Raw genomic sequence first — 21,778 nt, 5'->3', positions numbered from 1 at the left:
TTTTTGCTAACTTTCTGTAATTTCGCAGCGTTTTTCCTTGAGTAGAAATCAAGCTAAAGTTTCTTGAACGTATTGCTCTAACGAAGTACACTGTAAACTAATATTGTAACTTTTTCCTGAAGCTAAATACTTAACTTTAAAATAAAATGCGATCTAACATTAAGCAGCTATTTTACTATATAAAACCTAGTCTACATTATTTTACCGTAGCTTTTATTGCAGTTCTATTTTCAGCTTTAACGATTCTTCTTTTTGGTAGGGGCTTAAGCAACATAATTGATTCTGGCGCAGAGCATAACTTTACTACCAAGCTCGTAGTTGCAATACTGATAGTTTTAGGCATTTCTTTCACTGCATTTATTCGGTTATATTTCATTGGCATTGGCAGCGAAAAAGTTGTCGCAAGAATCAGATATGACTTATATAGCAGTATTACTGATTTACAACCAAGTTTCTTTGAGAATACAGGTGTGCAAGATGTTATCTCAGCACTCATTACTGATACCTCTGCATTGCAATCGATAATAAACAGCAGCTTATTGACAATATTGAGGAATGCAGTGGTACTAACTGGTAGTGTTGCAATGCTGTTATACACAAATCTACATTTAACCGCATATGCAGCTGCAATAATACCCATACTGCTCATTATCATGACTTCACTTGGAAAAAAAGTTCGCAATTATGCACGCTTTGCTCAGGATAAATTAAGTGAGCTTGCATCATTTAGTGAGGAAAATTTTAGATCTATAGTAACCATTAAATCATTTGTACTAGAAGAAAATGAAAAAATTCGTTTTCAGAAACATCTAAACTCAGTATCAAAATCATACGTAAAATTAGTACTCTTGCGTGCTATTTTAGTAACTCTAGTTATCACGTGTGTGATAGGTTCGCTAGTTATTTTGCTTTTTTTTGGAATAAAAGAAGTCTTAAGTAATAATATGACCATTGGAGAACTCTCCTCATTTGTGTTTTATTCAGCGCTTGCGGCAGGAGCTATAAATAATTTGAGCGATAATATCAGTGATTTACAACGAGGTCTTGGAATAGTAGAGCGTTTATTTGAATTTAAAAATATGAAAAGCTCTATATTAGATAGTGATAATCCTATAAGGATCAATAGTGTTCAAAAAGGAATTTCGTTTAATGATGTAACATTTTTTTATGCTGATAAGCCAGCATTAAATAACGTATCATTTTCTATAGAGGCAGGCCAATCAGTATCAATTGTTGGACCATCTGGCAGTGGCAAGAGCACCATTTTAAAGCTTTTGCTCCGTTTTCACGATCCAAGTGAAGGCAGTATTACTATCGATGGACAGAATATTAAGACAATTGCGCTAAATGACCTAAGATCGCTGTTTGGCTTAGTACCACAAGATCACATGATATTTTCTTGCTCAATAATGGAAAATATACTATACGGCAAACCGGGTGCTGAATATGAGGAAGTCAGGCAAGCAGCTATTAGCGCTTATGCGATGGAATTTATTGATAAACTGCCGGATAAATTTGATACATTTGTAGGAAAAAGAGGACTGAAGCTTTCTGAAGGACAAAAACAACGCATCATAATAGCAAGAGCAATACTAAAAAATCCTCAGGTTTTAATACTTGATGAAGCAACTTCCGCCCTTGATTATAAAAGTGAGAACCTAGTTCAAAAAGCACTGAGTAAATTAATGCAAAACAGAACAACAATTATAATTACACACAGACTATCAACCGCACTCAAAACTGACAAGATTATAGTGATTAATTGCGGGAAAGTGGAAGAAGTCGGTACTCATGATTCTCTAATGAGTAAAGATGGGCTGTATGCAAAATTGGCGAAGATATAGTAAAAACTGAAGGAAAATTTGAGTCATACTTGTTGGTTGTTATGCTGAATTTGGCAATCTGGTTATTAAATCTTTAATTATTTTGACCTATAATAGTTCTATAATATTTTTAGAGAGAGTTTTTATGACTTACAATTCTTTTTTACCTACAGGCGTTCCTTCCAATACAGTATGCGTAACTAACTATGGTTGATCATGTAATGATCAGGTTAATAAAGAAACTTTAGGTAAAATAAGGGAGGAAATGCAAAAGGAACTAAAGGAGTATCTAGAACTTCAAATTGGTAATCAGAATAAAGAAAATGAAGAAAAAGTTTATCAAAAAGTTCTAGACAAAATAAAACTTGAATTAGCGAAGATTACTGAAGGTAAAGATATGAAGGAAGTTCTTTCAGAGCTTGCAATAACAGTCAATCTAGAAACCGGTGAAATTCTTAATATCACTAACGGAAAATCAACAGGTAAGACCTACTTAGAGTGCGTAGAAAATTTTGCGGGCCTAGGAGATGATGTCATTATGATTGATTCAAAAGGTAAGCTTAATGCTGACTGTAAAGACAATGTTTTATGCAAGGAGTGTGTAGAAGCAATAAACTCTTCTATAGTTGTTGGGAAAAGTTTTTCTACTGTGCAAGAAGAAACTCTTCTTGATGGGATATTAGTATTACCAGAAATAGTTAATCTTATATAAGAGTGCTGAGAGATGTACGTTTTTAGGTTATATACCTAACTCTGAATATATCTTTATAGATATTTGAAAGTATCATATAGATAGAGTACCTATATTTGCTAATTAATTTTTATTTAACAGGAGAAAAATATTATGTCAAAAAATAATTCTTTTTACCAAAATCAACAAAGCAAAAGTTATTCAACTTCCCGACCATTATCATTTAAAATTTTCAAAAAAGAAGATCCTAACCGTGAGATTGATGAGAAGACTATAAATGAATTAAAAGAAAAGATTAAGGATAAACTAGAGAAAGATCTTAACCGTGAGATTGATGATAAGGCTATAAATGAATTAAAAGAAAAGATTAATGATGAGCTAGGGAAAGATCTTAACCGTGAGATTAATGATAAGACCAAGAATGAATTGAAGGAAAATATTAAGAATGAACTGAAGAAAGATCTTAAGTGCGAAACTTGTGAAATTGATGATAAGACCAAGAATGAATTGAAGGAGAATATTAAGAATGAACTGAAGAAAGACCTTAAGTATGAAATTGATGATAAGACTAAGGAGGAAATAAAAAATAAAATAAAAGATGAGATAGATTGTAAGTGTGATCAGAATAAGACTTCTAATGAGGAAAAAGATAAAGGGAAAGGTGAAACTGTCGATAATGGAAGTAAAGGAGCCATAGAAAGTATGCTGATAACTGAAAAACATGCTACTGATAAGGATAACTGTTTAGGTTATGCAGGATATTATAAATCACGCGGTGAGGTCGGTCAGCCTGGTTGGGTTACAAAAGATCTTTTGAAGCAATTTCTCCCTGACTTAATGAGCAATAAAGAGATTGTGGATCATTTTTACACGAAAAATGCTAAACAGTATTATGCAGACAATTTTGCTATCACTTTTGAAAGCAAAGAAAATACCAAGTGCGGAAGCAACATAAACTACACATGGGCTGCGCCAAGCAATATGTGGTGTAATAAAGGAGGTAAAACAGGGGATGCTGGGTTAAGATGTCCAAAGGAGTTTCAGAGTGATAAAACGAGTGTTTGTTGCCCTTCCACTGCACCTTATGCGGATTATATATACAGTAAAAATTTCTTTCTCAATGATAGGTGTCCTAATTTAGTATTAAACCTTAAGGGAAAGGAATTAGAAGAATGTGCAGGTAAAACTATAGTTGCAAAATTAAAATCACCATTGATAATTCTTGATTATTCTAAGAAAATAATAGACAAAGATGGTAACAACACTGGAATATGCTACTCTCAATTAAAACCTCACTTAAATCCTGATGGTACAATGAAAGACTGTGGAAGTAATGCAAAATGTCAGGAATACGCTAAAATCATAGATAAAATTCTATGGACTTCTGACAAGGAAGTAACGTTGAAAATTCCTGATAATTCTGTAGAAAAAAGGTCTTATTCCCCTAGTGTTGGTAACAATCAAGATGAGACTTTCTCTTACCATGATTCCGACAATATCTTAATATAAACTATAACTTTTCTGGGTCTTTCAACCCAGAAAAGGTCGCCTTACACCAAATAAAAAGTAGAGATAAGATAAACCTTCAACTAGCCCCACTTATTCGCTATACTGCTATAGGTTTTCATAGTTTTTCTAGTTGATGAACATTTTCAAACAGGTTTCCTCTCTAATTTCCAGCAAATTAAATGAGTTGAAGCAAAGGGGTGTCATAAATACAAGTGCGGCAAATTTTATTGTAGAGCCTCCAAGCAATAGAGCACATGGTGATATCTATACAAATGTTGCTATGGTGCTTGCAAAACATGAAAAGAAGAATCCCATTGAAATTGCAGAGGTTTTAGCTAAAGAGTTTGAACTTTTTGATGAAGTTGAAAAAGTGGAAATAGCAGGCCCTGGTTTCATCAACATGCACTTAAAAATAGAAGTGTGGCATGGAATTTTAAAACAAATAAATGAGCTAAAAACAGAGTTTGGCACCCTAGATATAGGGAACAATCAGGCCATTAATGTTGAATTTGTATCTACAAATCCAACAGGTCCACTGCATATTGGTCATGCAAGAGGGGCAGTGTTTGGTGATGTTTTAGCAAATTTACTAAAGAAAGTTGGCTATAATGTTACTAAGGAGTACTATATCAATGATGCTGGAGCGCAGATAGATACGCTAATTCGGTCAGTATATTTGCGGTATAAGGAAGCTCTGGGAGAAAAAATCAGCATCGAAAAAGGTTTATACCCAGGTGAATATTTAAAACCAATAGGGGCTGGGCTGGCCAAAAAATATGGCAAGGAGCTTAGAGAAGAGGAGGATAATCAAATAATTAGAGAGTATACTTTAAGTTCCATTTTAGAGATAATAAAGGAAGACATGAACTTACTTGGAGTAAGTCATGATGTCTTTACTTCAGAGTATGAGCTACGTGGTAAAATCGAAGAGAGTATAAAAATATTGTCTGATAAGGGTTTAGTGTATGAAGGGTACCTGGAGAAACCAAAAGGCAAAGAAAATGAAAATTGGACTTCCAGAAAAGAAATATTATTTCGCTCTACAGAGTTTGGTGATGACGTTGACCGCGCACTAAAAAAAGAGGATGATAGCTGGACTTATTTTGCATCGGATATTGCTTATCATTTCGATAAGATATCACGTGGTTTTAACAATATGATCGTAGAGCTTGGTAGTGACCACGGTGGTTATGTCAAAAGGCTCAAAGCAGTCGTCTCTGCGCTCAGTGACAATCAAGCAAAAATAGAGGTAAAACTGCATAATATTGTGAATTTTTTCGAGAACGGCAAACCTGTTAAGATGTCCAAAAGATCAGGAAACTTCCTAACAGCAAGAGATGTAGTGGAAGAAGTTGGCAAGGACATAACTCGTTTTATAATGTTAACACGCAAGAATGATATGGTCTTGGACTTTGATTTTGTTAAAGTAAAAGAACAATCAAGAGACAACCCTATTTTTTACGTGCAATATGCCCATGCTCGTGCTCACTCATTAATGCGTAATGTTCCAAAGGAGCTTCCAACAGCAGATCCTTCACTTTTAAAGACTGATGGGGAGCTCTTCCTCATAAAAACCTTAGCAAAGTGGCCAGATGTGGTAGAAATATCTGCAAGGCTTTGTGAGCCACATAGAATTACTTTCTACTTACTTGAAGTTGCAGAAGCGTTTCACGTTTTATGGGGGTATGGCAAAAGTGATTTAAACATGCGGTTCATACTAGAAGATAACTTGAACCTCACCGCTGCAAGAATGTTTCTCGTCCAAGCCTTAGCGCACGTAATCGCTTCTGGGCTTTCTATTTTTAATATAGAGCCTTTGAAAGAGATGAGTTAATTTTAAGGCCAAAAATTATACAAGAGGTCTGTTAAAATCACGTATATCGATTGTCTTGAAGTCACACAGTTGTTCTGTAGAGCTATGTCCTGTAATAATTACTATACCGTTTTGCTCAGAGCGTATTGAGATTAGATTTAATATTAATTCACACGTTGCACTGTCGAGATTACAAAATGGTTCGTCTATCAGCCAAACGTTTGCATTAGAAATTAAGAGGCGAGCAAGCGCAACTCTTCTTTTCCAACCTGCAGAAAGTTCACTATATTTGATATTAAGTACAGGTTGCAACTGTAAGCAACAAACGGCTGCCATAATTAATTCTCTAGTATTCCGTATTCTTGCCCAGAATTGTATGTTTTCACCAACTGTTGAGCTATCTTTACAGGCATTTTTATGGCCTATATAGACCATGGAAGGTATATAGGATTTTAGGTCATCATATATATCTTTTCCACAGTACATTATATTACCTGACACTGGCGGCAAAAGTCCAGATAAACTTCTGATTAAGCTGGTTTTGCCGCTACCATTTGGACCAGTGATTAAGATTTTTGATTTTGGTTCAGCTTTAAAATTGAGGTTTTTAAATAATACTTTGTTATTACGAGCACAGGATAGATTTTTACATTCAAGCATCTATTGGACCTTTAAAGAGAACTTGGAGCCTAAACACTTCAGTGTATGAACATTGGATAGCTTGCACAACAAACAGTCAGTGTTTGACATACAACTGTACGAACATTGGGTTTGTAGGTAGCAGATGGTGTCATCCCAGTGCTTGACACTGGGATCCAGGAATTTTAAGTAAGCACGCTGAGCTGGTTGGCATAAAAGTAGTTGCTTTATGTTAAAATTAATATTTTTAACTAGATTACATGAAGAGCTGGATCCCAGTGTCAAGCACTGGGATGACACCCTTATACTTGACTGACTATAACACTTAAGAAGTTTAATGCCAGAAAGCAGGTTATACAACGGATACGTCATCTGCCTTTTCCTTTATGCTTACCCTTAGTTGAAGACTGAGCTTTTATAAACAGCTCCCAAAATCCTTTTTTATCACCTTCTCTGTGTATCAATTGTGCAAAATGTTTCATTAAACTATTACCCATCATAACCATCTTTGTCCATTTACCTAACGGTTTTGCTATATCAACTATTTCTAGATCTTCTTTGTAAACTTGCATATTCTTTTGTTTCTCCCTTAGCATTTCCTGTTGTTTCATCAACTCTTTTTGCTTATTTTTTTGATACAATTCATTAAATCTTCTATTTTCTTCCCACTCTTCTTTGAGAACTTTTAGAGGAAATATAATTTTTCTAATATGATTTTTGTATATTTTTCTCAAAAAGAGAAATACTGCAATTACAGCAAGTAATATTGTACTATATGTAATGATTTGTCCGAACGGCATTTTTATACTCAGCTTATTGGCAAGCGGTATTTACAATTATACCATAACTATAGAAATTTTACAATTTTTTTCTGGATAAAGATAGTAGACTAAAAATTTCTAAAGAACAAAAGCAACGTATTTACGTACAGGCTATCAACTACTACACTCAAAACTGACAAGTGATTAATCATTGGAGAAGGAATCACGGCTCTCTAATGAATAAAGATGGACTGTGTCAAGCTGGTGAGTAAGGTGGAAATTGAATAATTGTTGGTTATCATGCTAGATCTAAAATATAAGTTATAAAATTTTTAATCATTTTGGCTTATAATAATTTCTGAGTTAACCTGAGATTTCCTGAACTGTGGTTTCTTTTACCCATGTTGAATTCTCAGCTTTTATACTCTAATTTAATTCCAGTTTTGACTGTATAGGAGGTCACAATGTCAAACAATATCTATAGCGATCAAGTTAATAATAGTAATTTATATGCCAACAAACTTTTTTATGGTGAAGAGGGTGAGCAAGTCGAAAATCTAGGAGATCAGGTTGCGGGAGAAGAGGATGATAAATCAGAAGAAGATTTACTTCGTGACTGTAGAGATGAAATTAAGAAGGCAAAAGATAAGTTAATACAGTGTAAAAAAGATGCTGTGGAATCACAAAGAGAAATTACACGATTAGAAGCAGAAACTAGTGAATTAAAGTCACAGGTTCAAGAAGAAAGAGAGAAGGTAGAACAAACTAAGAATGAAGCAAAAGCAGAAGTTGATAAGTTAAAATTACAGGTTCAAGAAGAAAGAGAGAAGGTAGAACAAACTAAGAATGAAGCTGAGGCAGCAAAAGAGGAAGTTTTGAGGTACAAAATTGAACAGGAGAAAGAAGAAGTGATGCAGAGTAAGATTGAAGGAGTAAAAGAAGAACTTTTAAAGTGTAAAATTAACATGGCAAAAGCAGAGACTGAGTGGTATAAAAAAGCAGCTGAAGAATGTAAAAATGAGAAAAGAATCGGTACAGATAAACCTAGTATTAAGGTAGGGAATGAAAATGATAGAGGCAAACATGTTACCAATGAAGGAGGGAATGAAAATGATAGGGGCAAACATGTTACCAATGAAGGAGGGAATGAAAGTGGAGAAATTACATCTCGAGAAATAACACCAGATCTTAGCCTGCCAGGAATTTGTGGGCCTAAGGCTACTTTGTATAAATCGAATAATAAGATAGGTTGTCAAGGTTTTAATACATCTGATTTATTAAAAGGTATCCGTTCAGAGGTGTGGTTTAAGAAACAACAGCTAGCAGGTTTTGAAAAGGGTTTAATTCCTTTTGTTTCCAAGTCAGATACAACGAAATTATCCGCTCAAGAAATCTATTCCCTCGCTCTGACTGTGCAAAATATGAATTCTTACGATAGACAACATAATGCCGTATCTGTCGCTCAACATGGTTATTCGTTAATGGAATATTCTCTGGGTCATCCAAAAATGTCCACATCATTGACTCGGATTTTATAATACCCTTTACCGTTCGTGAAGCTCCTTTTGCTTCAAGTATATAAGATATTTTTATCATGCAGTACTGTATGTATCTTCGTAATTCTTTAGCTTGCTTAGTGAACTTTGAAATACTAATTTCATTTTCTGACAAAGCGTTTTTTAATACAAACAATCCATTAGCTGCGTCTTTTAAACAATGGCCAAGTCTCATTACTTCACTATTCCAACTATGAGATAACCTCTCGAAATTTCTCAATAAGTGAGCCCAACAAATTTGTCGTTTTTCATCACTGAAGTGGTTGTAAACTGCATATCTGTCAGTAATTACCAGGTTTTTGTAATCACAAAATGCACTATTCGGGAACGTTCAAAAAAGTGTGTCAAACCGAGAAGTAAAGTAATAAATTGATATAAAAAATGGAGGTTTGATATGAGTCAAGCAAATAGAACTAATGGGTTGGTAGATTATAAAGAATTAGAAACAAATATCCTGTCATCTATACGAGAAGGAAAACCATTGACAGGAAAAGATGGAGCATTAACACCGTTTATAAAAAGGTTGCTAGAGGCAAGTCTGGAAGGTGAAATAGAAAACCACATGTCAGCTAAAAGTGAAGAAAATAACCGAAGAAATGGGAGAAACGCAAAAACTTTACGCACGAGTGGAGGCTCATTTGAGCTGCTAACACCAAGAGATAGGGAGGGAAGTTTTGAACCACAAATAGTTAGAAAAAGGCAAACAAGCCTACATCCAGAACTTGAAGCAAAGGTATTAAGTACATACGCCAGTGGCATGGGATACAGAGACATAGCTTCACACGTTGAGGAAATATATGACCACAAAATATCAGCAGCAGAGATATCCAGTATTACTGATAAACTGCTACCAATAATCAATGAATGGCGCAGCCGTCCACTGCAATCAGTATATCCAATAGTGTTCATGGATGGCATGTTTTTTAAGGTTAAGGAGGATGGACATTGTGTAAGCAAGTGTATGTATAACATATTAGGCATAGATCAAAATGGCAGAAAAGAAGTATTAGGTTTTTATTTGGCTGAAAGTGAGGGAGCTAATTTCTGGTTGGGAGTGCTAAATGACCTCAAAGAAAGAGGAGTAGAAGATATTCTAATTGCCTGCATTGATGGGCTAAAAAGCTTTTCTACAGCTATAAATAGTATATTTCCTAAAGCAGAAGTACAACTATGTATAGTGCATCAGATAAGGAATTCACTGAAATATGTATCTAGCAAAGATGTAAAAGTTTTCATGAATGATTTGAAAAAAATATATCGTGCTTCAAGTAAAGAAATTGCCGAAAATTATTTGCTTGAACTGGAGGAAAAATGGGGCGAAAAGTATCCATTAGTCATAAAATCTTGGCAGAATAATTGGGAAAATTTGTCCAGTTATTTTAAGTATTCAGGTCCTGTTAGGAGGCTAAGGGAACGTTCAAAAAAGTGTGTCAAACCGTATTTTTAATTCAACTCAATTTTTAATCTATCAGGAAAAAAGATATCAAGTTGAGATATAGTTAAAGCCCAATTAGGTAAAGCCATAGCCCATTTTTGCTCTACTTTTTTTATAGCACAATATACCTGTTTATACAAGGCATTTGTATTAGTAAATGAGCCTTTGGTTTTAGTAAATTTTCTAATCTGTCTGTGCAGTCCCTCAATAGGATTAGTGGTATAAATTAGCCTCCTAACAGGACCTGAATACTTAAAATAACTGGACAAATTTTCCCAATTATTCTGCCAAGATTTTATGACTAATGGATACTTTTCGCCCCATTTTTCCTCCAGTTCAAGCAAATAATTTTCGGCAATTTCTTTACTTGAAGCACGATATATTTTTTTCAAATCATTCATGAAAACTTTTACATCTTTGCTAGATACATATTTCAGTGAATTCCTTATCTGATGCACTATACATAGTTGTACTTCTGCTTTAGGAAATATACTATTTATAGCTGTAGAAAAGCTTTTTAGCCCATCAATGCAGGCAATTAGAATATCTTCTACTCCTCTTTCTTTGAGGTCATTTAGCACTCCCAACCAGAAATTAGCTCCCTCACTTTCAGCCAAATAAAAACCTAATACTTCTTTTCTGCCATTTTGATCTATGCCTAATATGTTATACATACACTTGCTTACACAATGTCCATCCTCCTTAACCTTAAAAAACATGCCATCCATGAACACTATTGGATATACTGATTGCAGTGGACGGCTGCGCCATTCATTGATTATTGGTAGCAGTTTATCAGTAATACTGGATATCTCTGCTGCTGATATTTTGTGGTCATATATTTCCTCAACGTGTGAAGCTATGTCTCTGTATCCCATGCCACTGGCGTATGTACTTAATACCTTTGCTTCAAGTTCTGGATGTAGGCTTGTTTGCCTTTTTCTAACTATTTGTGGTTCAAAACTTCCCTCCCTATCTCTTGGTGTTAGCAGCTCAAATGAGCCTCCACTCGTGCGTAAAGTTTTTGCGTTTCTCCCATTTCTTCGGTTATTTTCTTCACTTTTAGCTGACATGTGGTTTTCTATTTCACCTTCCAGACTTGCCTCTAGCAACCTTTTTATAAACGGTGTTAATGCTCCATCTTTTCCTGTCAATGGTTTTCCTTCTCGTATAGATGACAGGATATTTGTTTCTAATTCTTTATAATCTACCAACCCATTAGTTCTATTTGCTTGACTCATATCAAACCTCCATTTTTTATATCAATTTATTACTTTACTTCTCGGTTTGACACACTTTTTTGAACGTTCCCGAGGCTAATTTATACCACTAATCCTATTGAGGGACTGCACAGACAGATTAGAAAATTTACTAAAACCAAAGGCTCATTTACTAATACAAATGCCTTGTATAAACAGGTATATTGTGCTATAAAAAAAGTAGAGCAAAAATGGGCTATGGCTTTACCTAATTGGGCTTTAACTATATCTCAACTTGATATCTTTTTTCCTGATAGATTAAAAATTGAGTTGAATTAAAAATACGGTTTGACACACTTTTTTGAACGTTCCCCACTATTCTTTAAAAATTTCATTCCTCTTGTATCTGCTAACTTCATAAGACTTGCTTTATTGTTGGCAAACATCCAGCACCATCCCAATTTGCCTTTGTTGTAGTGACTGGTTTCATCAATATGCAAAATTTCGCTTGCTTTTATTTCTTCCTCTATTTGTTCATAGGCTTCTTTACATTTTGACGAAACCCTTGCTTCACTATTGGACACACTACCAACACTTATACTCATGTTAAAGATGTCTTTCATAATATTCGCTATTTCTCGCTTTGAATTCTTATAAAACCCACTTAGTGATGCAACTACTGACTTAACTCTAGGACCAAAGGTATCCGGTGTAACTCCTTCTGGTAATTTGCTACTCCTTCTTTTTCCGCATTTACGACAGCGACCATGTTCTAATTGATACTCAACTACGTAAGGCTTAATTTCTGGTAAATCAACTTTTTGATAGACATATGGTTTTTCCGATATTGCGATTTCTTCACCACACTCGCATCTATTTGGTAACTCTACCTTCACCACCTCATCTGCTTCCATTTTAGCTCGGCAATTCCCCTTATGTCCAACTTGACCACCTATCTTCCTGCCGCCCTCTGACTTATCTTCTGGTGTGTCTTTTTTTATTTTGTACAGCTCTTTTGAACTTGGTAAAGATGAATTCCTTGAGTTTAAGCCGAGTCTCTCTCTTAGTTCAGCATTCTCTATTTCTAAGATTTTATTTTTTTCTTCAATCTTTGCTACTTTCTGCTCTAAGTTTTTACATAACTCTACAATACTGATCAACAATTGAAGCATCTAGCCTTACTTTACTATCAACATTTTGTGTTATTACTACTTTAATATATTATGTCAATTGTTTTTTATCCTTGCCACACCTCTGAACGGATACATTAAAAGAACTCTATCCTGAGATGTATAGTAATTCTAAAATTTTGCCATATATAGAAAAGGGATCAGAGGGTATTTATAGTGCAGTAAATTTTAAATTTGCCTTTACTGATACTATTAGTTCAGCAGCCAACTTTGGTAATACGAAATGTCTTAAATGTATTGATAGTCCACAAGAGTTAGCTTGTCAGGACGAGAAGGTTAAGAGTTTCTGCCAATCTGGCAATGATTATGCTAATAAAGAATTAAACAAGAATTTTTTTTCTAGAGAATCATGTCCTGATCTCATCAAAGACCCCGGTGGAGCAAGTATTGTGAAAGCGAAACAAGTTGCACCATTGATAATTGTTAATAACGCAGGGAATATGATAGATAAAGAGGGCAATAATACTCAAGTACACTATAATTCATTAAAGCCTTATCTAAAGCTTAATGGTAAAATCAGGGACTGTGGAAATGATCAAAAGTGTAAAGATTATAATGCAATTATGGAGAAAGTTGCATGGGATAGTGATAAGGAAGTACTATTAAAAGCTGTCTTTGATAATGTGCAAAGAACAACTCCTTACTCTTATGATAATGAGGTTAGTTCTTTTCCCATTGATAATGAGTTGATATAAGAGAGAATGTTCTCTGGATTTTTTAGTTCAGAGAACACTTTTGTAGAAAAATAGAGTTGGTGACCTTACTCAAAAAAAATGTATCCGTTCAGAGGTGTGGCAAGGATAAAAAACAATTGACATAATATATTAAAGTAGTAATAACACAAAATGTTGATAGTAAAGTAAGGCTAGATGCTTCAATTGTTGATCAGTATTGTAGAGTTATGTAAAAACTTAGAGCAGAAAGTAGCAAAGATTGAAGAAAAAAATAAAATCTTAGAAATAGAGAATGCTGAACTAAGAGAGAGACTCGGCTTAAACTCAAGGAATTCATCTTTACCAAGTTCAAAAGAGCTGTACAAAATAAAAAAAGACACACCAGAAGATAAGTCAGAGGGCGGCAGGAAGATAGGTGGTCAAGTTGGACATAAGGGGAATTGCCGAGCTAAAATGGAAGCAGATGAGGTGGTGAAGGTAGAGTTACCAAATAGATGCGAGTGTGGTGAAGAAATCGCAATATCGGAAAAACCATATGTCTATCAAAAAGTTGATTTACCAGAAATTAAGCCTTACGTAGTTGAGTATCAATTAGAACATGGTCGCTGTCGTAAATGCGGAAAAAGAAGGAGTAGCAAATTACCAGAAGGAGTTACACCGGATACCTTTGGTCCTAGAGTTAAGTCAGTAGTTGCATCACTAAGTGGGTTTTATAAGAATTCAAAGCGAGAAATAGCGAATATTATGAAAGACATCTTTAACATGAGTATAAGTGTTGGTAGTGTGTCCAATAGTGAAGCAAGGGTTTCGTCAAAATGTAAAGAAGCCTATGAACAAATAGAGGAAGAAATAAAAGCAAGCGAAATTTTGCATATTGATGAAACCAGTCACTACAACAAAGGCAAATTGGGATGGTGCTGGATGTTTGCCAACAATAAAGCAAGTCTTATGAAGTTAGCAGATACAAGAGGAATGAAATTTTTAAAGAATAGTGGGGAACGTTCAAAAAAGTGTGTCAAACCGTATTTTTAATTCAACTCAATTTTTAATCTATCAGGAAAAAAGATATCAAGTTGAGATATAGTTAAAGCCCAATTAGGTAAAGCCATAGCCCATTTTTGCTCTACTTTTTTTATAGCACAATATACCTGTTTATACAAGGCATTTGTATTAGTAAATGAGCCTTTGGTTTTAGTAAATTTTCTAATCTGTCTGTGCAGTCCCTCAATAGGATTAGTGGTATAAATTAGCCTCCTAACAGGACCTGAATACTTAAAATAACTGGACAAATTTTCCCAATTATTCTGCCAAGATTTTATGACTAATGGATACTTTTCGCCCCATTTTTCCTCCAGTTCAAGCAAATAATTTTCGGCAATTTCTTTACTTGAAGCACGATATATTTTTTTCAAATCATTCATGAAAACTTTTACATCTTTGCTAGATACATATTTCAGTGAATTCCTTATCTGATGCACTATACATAGTTGTACTTCTGCTTTAGGAAATATACTATTTATAGCTGTAGAAAAGCTTTTTAGCCCATCAATGCAGGCAATTAGAATATCTTCTACTCCTCTTTCTTTGAGGTCATTTAGCACTCCCAACCAGAAATTAGCTCCCTCACTTTCAGCCAAATAAAAACCTAATACTTCTTTTCTGCCATTTTGATCTATGCCTAATATGTTATACATACACTTGCTTACACAATGTCCATCCTCCTTAACCTTAAAAAACATGCCATCCATGAACACTATTGGATATACTGATTGCAGTGGACGGCTGCGCCATTCATTGATTATTGGTAGCAGTTTATCAGTAATACTGGATATCTCTGCTGCTGATATTTTGTGGTCATATATTTCCTCAACGTGTGAAGCTATGTCTCTGTATCCCATGCCACTGGCGTATGTACTTAATACCTTTGCTTCAAGTTCTGGATGTAGGCTTGTTTGCCTTTTTCTAACTATTTGTGGTTCAAAACTTCCCTCCCTATCTCTTGGTGTTAGCAGCTCAAATGAGCCTCCACTCGTGCGTAAAGTTTTTGCGTTTCTCCCATTTCTTCGGTTATTTTCTTCACTTTTAGCTGACATGTGGTTTTCTATTTCACCTTCCAGACTTGCCTCTAGCAACCTTTTTATAAACGGTGTTAATGCTCCATCTTTTCCTGTCAATGGTTTTCCTTCTCGTATAGATGACAGGATATTTGTTTCTAATTCTTTATAATCTACCAACCCATTAGTTCTATTTGCTTGACTCATATCAAACCTCCATTTTTTATATCAATTTATTACTTTACTTCTCGGTTTGACACACTTTTTTGAACGTTCCCGAGAATAAATTTAGCAGAGTTTATAATATAATATTTAAGTTATTTATGATAAAAAATAGATTTTTTGCATAACCAGCCAGTCTGGGATTTAGCAAGAAAATCTAGATTCCAGCGTTACGCGCTGAAACTCTTTAAATTCCAGTAGTGCAAGAAATCTAATTTCTACGTATTCAAATATGGAAGTTCTAGTTTGCTGAACAGAACGTTGAGAAGTATCAATAAGAAGCTCCCTTTTGAGTAAACTTTTCTGCAACGGAGTTATCGTAATAACATCCCTTATGTACGTTGCATGAGCAGATTGGTCAAATATACGAAAGAGTTATAATACAGATTTTACTCAAAAAATATTGAAACAATCTCACACATCTTAAACTAAGTTCTCAATTTCTCAAAGAAATCTTTTAATAAAAGAGAACATTTTGTTTCTAATATTCCACCATAAACTTCAGGTATGTGGTTACAGAATTGAAATATTCTAGTGCCGTTTTCAACTCCTCCACCTTTGGGATTGTAAGCCCCGAAGTACAGACGTTTAATTTTTGCAAAAGAGATAGCTTGAGCGCACATCGGGCACGGCTCTAACGTTACGTACATTTCAGCTTCATAAAGCGTGGAAGTTGAAAATGCTTGTTTAATTGTTAACATTTCTGCATGTGCAGTTGGATCATTAGATATATTGTGTGCAGAGGAGATGATATTGTTTCCATTAACTATTACAGCACCTATTGGCACTTCGCCATCTTTCTGAGCAAGTTTTGCTTGCTCTATGGCAAGTTCCATGTATTGGTACTTAAACATTAGGTGCTTGGGTAAATATAATTTTCTTTTCTTGGCTTTTCTATTTTTTCTAGGTTATAGAATTCACTAAGGACTATTGTCCTTTTTACAAGGCTATCTATTTCTCGCTTTAAATATTTTTTTATTTCTTCTACCGATTTTAGTTCGTTTATAGCTACAACTACTTCTTCCATTATATCCTCTATAATTTGATCCTCCTCTAATTTATATATTATTTGTTCTACATGCCTATTCAATTCCTCGAAGGTCGCAGATCCATATGTAATGCTATCTTTACTATTTCTTAGTAACATTTTTTACCTCTCTATTAGAATATAGTTTATTCAGTTCTATTAAACTCTATTGTCAATAGCTGCCTTAATAAATGATGTAAAGAGAGGATGAGGAGACAATGGTCTTGATTGAAATTCTGGATGAAATTGCACACCAATAAACCATGAGTGATTTTTTAGCTCCACTGCCTCTATGCATGTTTTATCTTCTGATATACCACTGCATATCATTCCATTCTCTTCTAAGTTATTTTTATAATCTAAATTGACTATATATCTGTGTCTGTGTCTTTCTGAAATAGTGACACTACTATACACATTTGCCATTTTTGAATTTGGACTTATATTACACTTGTATGTTCCAAGTCTCATGGTTCCACCAAGATCAACGTTCTTACCATCAGCGAGCTTGATGATTGGGTGTTTGCAAGTATAAAATTCTTCAGAGTGTACATCTTCAAGCTTAATAACGTTACGAGCAAATTCAATCACTGCAAGCTGCATACCAAGACATATTCCTAAAAAAGGAATGTTATTTACACGGGCATAGTTTATTGCTAATATTTTACCTTCTATTCCATTATCACCAAATCCTCCTGGAACAAGGACTGAATTAGAGCTTTGTAATTTTTCTCTGATAAACTTTGCATCTATAGATTTTCCATTCTCTTCTCTTGAGTTGACCCAATTTATCTTCACTCTAGCTTTATTACTAATTGCACCATGGTTTAATGCTTCAATCAGTGATTTATATGCGTCAGGAAATTCAGTATATTTTCCTACTATGGAAACGATAACTTCTTGTGTTGGATGTCTCATAGAGTGTACTATTTGGTCCCATTCAGGTAAGCTTGGTTTTGGCTTACTTAAGTGAAAGTGATCCAAAATTTGTGTCCCGAGCCCACATTGATTATACAAGGACGGTAACTCGTATATATGGTTTACATCAGGAGCAGGTATTACGTTAGATAAAGAAACATTGCAAAGATTGGCTATCTTTTCTTTTTGATTATCGGAAATTTCTTTTTCACTGCGACATAATATAATATCTGGTTGTAACCCCGCAGAGTTTAACTCTCGAACTGAATGCTGTGTCGGTTTTGTCTTTAATTCTTGTGCTGCAGTGAGGTATGGTATTAAAGTTAAGTGAATAAGGATAACTTTTTGCTTTCCTAGTTTATAATTAACTTGGCGTATAGCTTCCAAAAACGGTTGGCTTTCAATATCACCTACGGTTCCGCCTATTTCGCATATTACAAAATCTAAATCTTCTGTACCATTAAAAATGAAAGATTTGATTAAATCTGTCACATGAGGAATGATTTGCACAGTTTTGCCTAGATAATCACCACACCTTTCCTTCTTTAATAATTTATTATATACTTTACCAGTTGTTATATTGTCGTCCTTGGTTGCTTTAATTTTAGTAAAACGCTCGTAATGTCCAAGGTCTAAATCAGTTTCAGCACCATCCTCAGTAACAAATACTTCCCCGTGCTGAGCTGGGCTCATTGTTCCAGGATCAATGTTGAGATATGGGTCAAGCTTTCTGATGCGAACATTGAATCCATGAGCTTGAAGAAGTGCTCCCACACTTGAAGCAACTAAACCCTTACCAAGTGATGAAACAACTCCACCTGTAACAAAGATAAACTTGGTTTCTTTCATTAATTTTCAAATGGAACAGAAGTTGATTGGCCTTCTTGCTTCTTTTCTGATATAATCTTCTCTGCAATTGATTTTTTATGTACATCTTTTGAACATAATCCTGATAGTAACAGTGTATTTATAATGAACAGCCCAGCAACTATAGAAGTTATTCTACTGAGTGGATTTTCAGAAGACTTTACCGGAATTATTGAATTCATTCCCTGTTGTGAATTACTAAAGCCACTTAATGAACTACTTCCAGGTGGCTGCAGGAGCACTAAAATTACCAATACAACAACTAATATTATTTGAAGTACACTAAGTACTGTTACTGACATTATGAATAGAGCTAAAAATAAAGATTTTAGGAGCATAAGGATCATAAGTCAAGAATATCTTTACCCGAGTAACTTGACTACTGGAATCCAAGTATGTATTAAACCTTATTTAAATTATGAGCTATCACATTTTAAAATACAAAGATTATGAACCAAAAATGGATGAAAGTTCTTTTATCGCAGATGGTGTGCGTATCATAGGTAACGTTGAAATAGGAAGGAATGCGAGTATCTGGTTTAATTGTGTGATCAGAGGAGATGTTGGATCAATCAAAATAGGTGATGAAACGAATATTCAAGATGGCACCGTAATTCATGTAGATAGAAATCCAGGCGGTGATACGATTATTGGTAGTATGGTGACGGTTGGACATTTTTGTGTGTTACATGCATGCACGATACATGATAAAGCATTTATTGGTATGGGCTCTGTTATAATGTATCATGCGATTGTGGAGTCTGAAGCTATGGTAGCTGCTGGCTCACTGGTAACGCATGGGAAAGTGATAAAAAGTGGTGAAGTATGGGCTGGCAGGCCAGCACAATTCTTCAAAAAAATGTCAGATGAGGAAATTAAACATATTACACAATCTGCACAAAATTATATCATGCTGATGAAAGAATATAAGGCTATATGCTAGGTTGAGAAATCTTCAGCTCTGATGCACATTCTACGTTAACTACTTCAAAAGCTTCTTCAACTATAGAATGCTTATCAATATAAGGCTCAATCACTTTTTCAACTCTAGTTTGCTTATCAATATGCTGATTAATAAAACTACCTCTGACTAGAATATCCTTTATTGGCCAGTTTGTTTCTGTTGGAGTACCTGATAATTTAGCTGCAAATTTTATCGGTGCTGACGTTAGAAAAAGAGATATAGTATTATTTGAATTAAGATAGAAGTTTACATGATCTTTACAATCTTTTAGATTTATATCTCCCGGAAAATCTGGTATTTGAGATTGTATATTTGCTTTTATGAAGTTCATCCGGCCGAATTTTTCAGTAAGTATCCCTACCTCTTTTGGAACTTCTAATGGGATGATAATATCATTGCTAATTCCATTTTCTTCTTGAGAAAAAAGTTCAGTGTATGCTCCTTTTTTTCTGTGTTTCTCAAAATACTTAGGAAAATACATATTAAGGTATTCAGAGTGTAGCTCTATACGATTTTTCTGGTCATCCTCTAGAGTAAATGTGTATTTACCACGATTTTGCTTAAGCTCGCACAATTTAAATTTACTAAGGTCAGAGTCTGGAAATGGCTTTTCAATTTCAAAAGCAAGTGTAAGAGTGTGCGTTGTGTGATCAAATTCATTTTTTTCTTGTAGACCATCTTGTAAACTATAGTACTTATTTTTTTCATATTCCTTTTTTTCTCTATTAGCATTAACTTCCTGTTCATTAAAACTTTCAACAGCATAAAAAAATTCTTCTTCATCTAGCTCTTCTCCTGTTAGAGCATCCTCAAACACATCCTGTTCATCCTCTAAATCAATCTCATTACCTTTCGTTTCTATTTTATTCTCTATACTTATTTTTTTTGTATGGTCATTTCCATTGCTAGCAGTTGTTTGATGATGTGTATCGTTAGTTTGAAAAAAGCTCTTTACTTTTGATATTAAGCTAATCCATGAAAGTCTGACTTGATTAAGTAGCCATTTAAAACTCTTCATTGTTTTACCTCAACCTAATTACTAAAAATTGTAACAGAATAAATTAAATATGTCAATAAGATACACAAATTGTACTAACTGGGAATTAGTGGCAGCACTTAACATCTGTGTAAATTTTGACATAGGCGTTTTCTGCATTTTAACCAAATCAGTAAAGAGAACACCATTGATATTCTCCTTTTAGAAGCAACTTGAATAAAACTGATAAAGTTTGAATTAAAGTGTGATTAGGAAAGTGAGTGATGAGAACTCTTTATTTGGACTTCTTTTGATTCATCTATTTTAGTATTAGGTCTTAGTGTTGTGTGTGTAGCACCACCAGCTACGAGTGCAGATGCTGTAGCTATGATAATTATTGCTAACATACTTAGTCTAGTTGTGTGCTGAAGTATAGTATTTGCTATCAGTCCAACAGCAAGACCAACACCAATAACAGCAGTGTACAACATTATCGAATTTGAATCAGATACGTAATTTGTGAGCTCTTTGGAACACTCTTTTGCTAATCCTTTTACTGCTCTCTTGAGTTTGTTTTGATCTTCTTCTGTTCCAGTACCTGATTTTAGTCTCTTACATAACTCTTGTATTTTTTCACCTTGTACTTCTGCCAGCTTTTTTAGCTCCGTAGACAATTTCTCTATTTTTGTTCCTTTCAATTCTACTATTATTTTCTTGAAACATGGCATCATTATTTGCTCTGTTTCTTCTTCTACTTGATTTTTTAATGCTATTATTTTATTCAATTGTTCTTCTGATATTTCAGTGTCTTTTTTTAGTTCCACTGTAACCTTTGTTTCTTCTAGCTCCGATATTACGTTCATTAATGCGTGAAATGCACTCCATAGCTTTTCACCAGAATTCTGACTCCGTTTTGGTGACATAGACTGACTGCCTTTGAACTTTTTTGGTGATATGGGCTGATTTTTACCATCTTTAAGCTTTTTTGAGTTTTCACCAGCACTTACTTTAACCATAATAAACCTCGCATATTAAATAATGCTATTACATAATATCTTTAAAGCTCAAGGTCAAATAGTATCTTTACATAATATAACTCATAAACAGAAAATTTTAGTATAAATTGCCATATTTACTTTGTGCTATGGTTTGAGATAGAATAACAACTTGCTTCAAATATGGAAAGGCAGTACAACTCTATAATCAAGTTACTGAACTCTCATTTACTCCTCTTTTTTTGTAAAACAATCTACAATTCATTAGAAGATCTTCAGATAGACGTTGATCATTGGTTGCGTTTTTACAGTGAGACAAGACCTCATTCTAGTAAATATTGTTATGGCGATGTAGACTTTTCTGAATAGAAAACATATTGCTTTTTAGAAAAATATTGGTAGCATTACATTAAGAGACTGATATTAGTTTTCAATTTTTCTGTTAGTTAATTCTTGCTTGCTAGG

Annotated in this window: 16 protein-coding genes and 7 pseudogenes; 10 read left to right on the top strand and 13 right to left on the bottom strand. The window is 34.3% G+C overall.

Annotated elements, in window-relative coordinates; genetic code table 11:
* Positions 1-146 precede the first annotated feature (146 nt).
* The 4 genes from OM962_RS01195 to argS all read left to right on the top strand — a co-directional run bounded on the left by OM962_RS01195 (position 147) and on the right by argS (position 5,857).
* Positions 147-1,844 (top strand): ABC transporter ATP-binding protein, encoded by a 1,698-nt coding sequence (locus OM962_RS01195; protein WP_264330549.1) that lies wholly within the window; start codon positions 147-149, stop codon positions 1,842-1,844.
* 244 nt (positions 1,845-2,088) lie between these two features.
* Positions 2,089-2,535 carry a hypothetical protein gene (locus OM962_RS01190; protein WP_264330548.1) on the top strand — a complete coding sequence of 149 codons (447 nt, stop codon included), beginning with the start codon at positions 2,089-2,091 and terminating at the stop codon, positions 2,533-2,535.
* A gap of 132 nt (positions 2,536-2,667) precedes the next feature.
* Entirely contained in the window at positions 2,668-4,023 is a 1,356-nt protein-coding gene (locus tag OM962_RS01185; RefSeq protein ID WP_264330547.1) for an ELKS/Rab6-interacting/CAST family protein, read from the top strand.
* 133 nt (positions 4,024-4,156) lie between these two features.
* Positions 4,157-5,857: an arginine--tRNA ligase gene (gene argS / locus OM962_RS01180; protein WP_264330999.1), complete on the top strand. Its 1,701-nt coding sequence runs from the start codon at positions 4,157-4,159 to the stop codon at positions 5,855-5,857.
* A 15-nt stretch (positions 5,858-5,872) separates the two neighbouring features.
* Here the strand turns inward: argS and ccmA are convergent, their stop codons facing one another.
* The 3 genes and pseudogenes from ccmA to OM962_RS01165 form a co-directional block, all read right to left on the bottom strand.
* On the bottom strand, positions 5,873-6,496 hold the full coding sequence (gene ccmA, locus OM962_RS01175; protein WP_264330546.1) for a heme ABC exporter ATP-binding protein CcmA: 624 nt from the start codon (positions 6,494-6,496) through the stop codon (positions 5,873-5,875).
* Positions 6,497-6,843: 347 nt separating this feature from the next.
* Positions 6,844-7,275, bottom strand: coding sequence for a hypothetical protein (locus tag OM962_RS01170; RefSeq protein WP_264330545.1), 432 nt, complete (start codon positions 7,273-7,275; stop codon positions 6,844-6,846).
* A gap of 1,266 nt (positions 7,276-8,541) precedes the next feature.
* Positions 8,542-9,114: pseudogene (locus tag OM962_RS01165) on the bottom strand (IS66 family transposase); the annotation flags it as partial.
* Positions 9,115-9,186: 72 nt separating this feature from the next.
* Here OM962_RS01165 and OM962_RS01160 point away from each other — a divergent pair.
* A pseudogene (locus tag OM962_RS01160) lies at positions 9,187-10,200 on the top strand (IS256 family transposase); the annotation flags it as partial.
* A gap of 35 nt (positions 10,201-10,235) precedes the next feature.
* On the opposite strand, the gene OM962_RS01155 reads toward OM962_RS01160, so the two are convergent.
* Entirely contained in the window at positions 10,236-11,468 is a 1,233-nt protein-coding gene (locus OM962_RS01155) for an IS256 family transposase (protein WP_264330447.1), read from the bottom strand.
* Positions 11,469-11,540: 72 nt separating this feature from the next.
* Between OM962_RS01155 and OM962_RS01150 the strand changes: the two are divergent.
* A pseudogene (locus tag OM962_RS01150) lies at positions 11,541-11,765 on the top strand (transposase); the annotation flags it as partial.
* 35 nt (positions 11,766-11,800) lie between these two features.
* Here OM962_RS01150 and OM962_RS01145 read toward each other — a convergent pair.
* Positions 11,801-12,598, bottom strand: a pseudogene (locus tag OM962_RS01145) (IS66 family transposase); the annotation flags it as partial.
* A 116-nt stretch (positions 12,599-12,714) separates the two neighbouring features.
* Here OM962_RS01145 and OM962_RS01140 point away from each other — a divergent pair.
* Positions 12,715-13,311: a hypothetical protein gene (locus OM962_RS01140; protein ID WP_264330544.1), complete on the top strand. Its 597-nt coding sequence runs from the start codon at positions 12,715-12,717 to the stop codon at positions 13,309-13,311.
* Between the two features lie 174 nt (positions 13,312-13,485).
* Positions 13,486-14,283, top strand: a pseudogene (locus OM962_RS01135) (IS66 family transposase); the annotation flags it as partial.
* A 35-nt stretch (positions 14,284-14,318) separates the two neighbouring features.
* Here OM962_RS01135 and OM962_RS01130 read toward each other — a convergent pair.
* From OM962_RS01130 to secG, 6 genes and pseudogenes are all read right to left on the bottom strand, one after another.
* Positions 14,319-15,551: an IS256 family transposase gene (locus OM962_RS01130; protein WP_264330447.1), complete on the bottom strand. Its 1,233-nt coding sequence runs from the start codon at positions 15,549-15,551 to the stop codon at positions 14,319-14,321.
* Between the two features lie 228 nt (positions 15,552-15,779).
* Positions 15,780-15,921: pseudogene (locus OM962_RS07820) on the bottom strand (IS3 family transposase); the annotation flags it as partial.
* Positions 15,922-15,994: 73 nt separating this feature from the next.
* Positions 15,995-16,402, bottom strand: coding sequence for a nucleoside deaminase (locus OM962_RS01125; RefSeq protein WP_264330543.1), 408 nt, complete (start codon positions 16,400-16,402; stop codon positions 15,995-15,997).
* A gap of 17 nt (positions 16,403-16,419) precedes the next feature.
* Positions 16,420-16,713: a hypothetical protein gene (locus OM962_RS01120; RefSeq protein WP_007302591.1), complete on the bottom strand. Its 294-nt coding sequence runs from the start codon at positions 16,711-16,713 to the stop codon at positions 16,420-16,422.
* A gap of 39 nt (positions 16,714-16,752) precedes the next feature.
* Positions 16,753-18,360, bottom strand: coding sequence for a CTP synthase (locus tag OM962_RS01115; RefSeq protein ID WP_264330542.1), 1,608 nt, complete (start codon positions 18,358-18,360; stop codon positions 16,753-16,755).
* Positions 18,360-18,680, bottom strand: coding sequence for a preprotein translocase subunit SecG (secG, locus tag OM962_RS01110; RefSeq protein WP_007302593.1), 321 nt, complete (start codon positions 18,678-18,680; stop codon positions 18,360-18,362). The genes OM962_RS01115 and secG overlap by 1 nt, the downstream gene beginning before the upstream one ends.
* A 116-nt stretch (positions 18,681-18,796) precedes the next feature.
* On the opposite strand from secG, the gene OM962_RS01105 reads away from it, so the two are divergent.
* The gene (locus OM962_RS01105; RefSeq protein ID WP_264330541.1) at positions 18,797-19,321 is read left to right on the top strand and encodes a gamma carbonic anhydrase family protein; all 525 of its coding nucleotides are present in this window, start codon (positions 18,797-18,799) and stop codon (positions 19,319-19,321) included.
* Here OM962_RS01105 and OM962_RS01100 read toward each other — a convergent pair.
* Positions 19,311-20,360: a hypothetical protein gene (locus OM962_RS01100; protein ID WP_264330540.1), complete on the bottom strand. Its 1,050-nt coding sequence runs from the start codon at positions 20,358-20,360 to the stop codon at positions 19,311-19,313. The two genes, OM962_RS01105 and OM962_RS01100, sit on opposite strands and share 11 nt — an antisense overlap.
* Before the next feature lie 227 nt (positions 20,361-20,587).
* Positions 20,588-21,334: a hypothetical protein gene (locus OM962_RS01095; protein ID WP_264330539.1), complete on the bottom strand. Its 747-nt coding sequence runs from the start codon at positions 21,332-21,334 to the stop codon at positions 20,588-20,590.
* A gap of 213 nt (positions 21,335-21,547) precedes the next feature.
* Here OM962_RS01095 and OM962_RS01090 point away from each other — a divergent pair.
* Positions 21,548-21,701, top strand: a pseudogene (locus OM962_RS01090) (IS481 family transposase); the annotation flags it as partial.
* Positions 21,702-21,778 lie beyond the last annotated feature (77 nt).

Origin of the sequence: Wolbachia endosymbiont (group B) of Erebia ligea (genome assembly GCF_947179575.1) — a bacterium.
GTDB classification, from domain to species: domain Bacteria; phylum Pseudomonadota; class Alphaproteobacteria; order Rickettsiales; family Anaplasmataceae; genus Wolbachia; species Wolbachia pipientis_C.
This window is presented reverse-complemented; position numbering and strand designations above follow the sequence as displayed.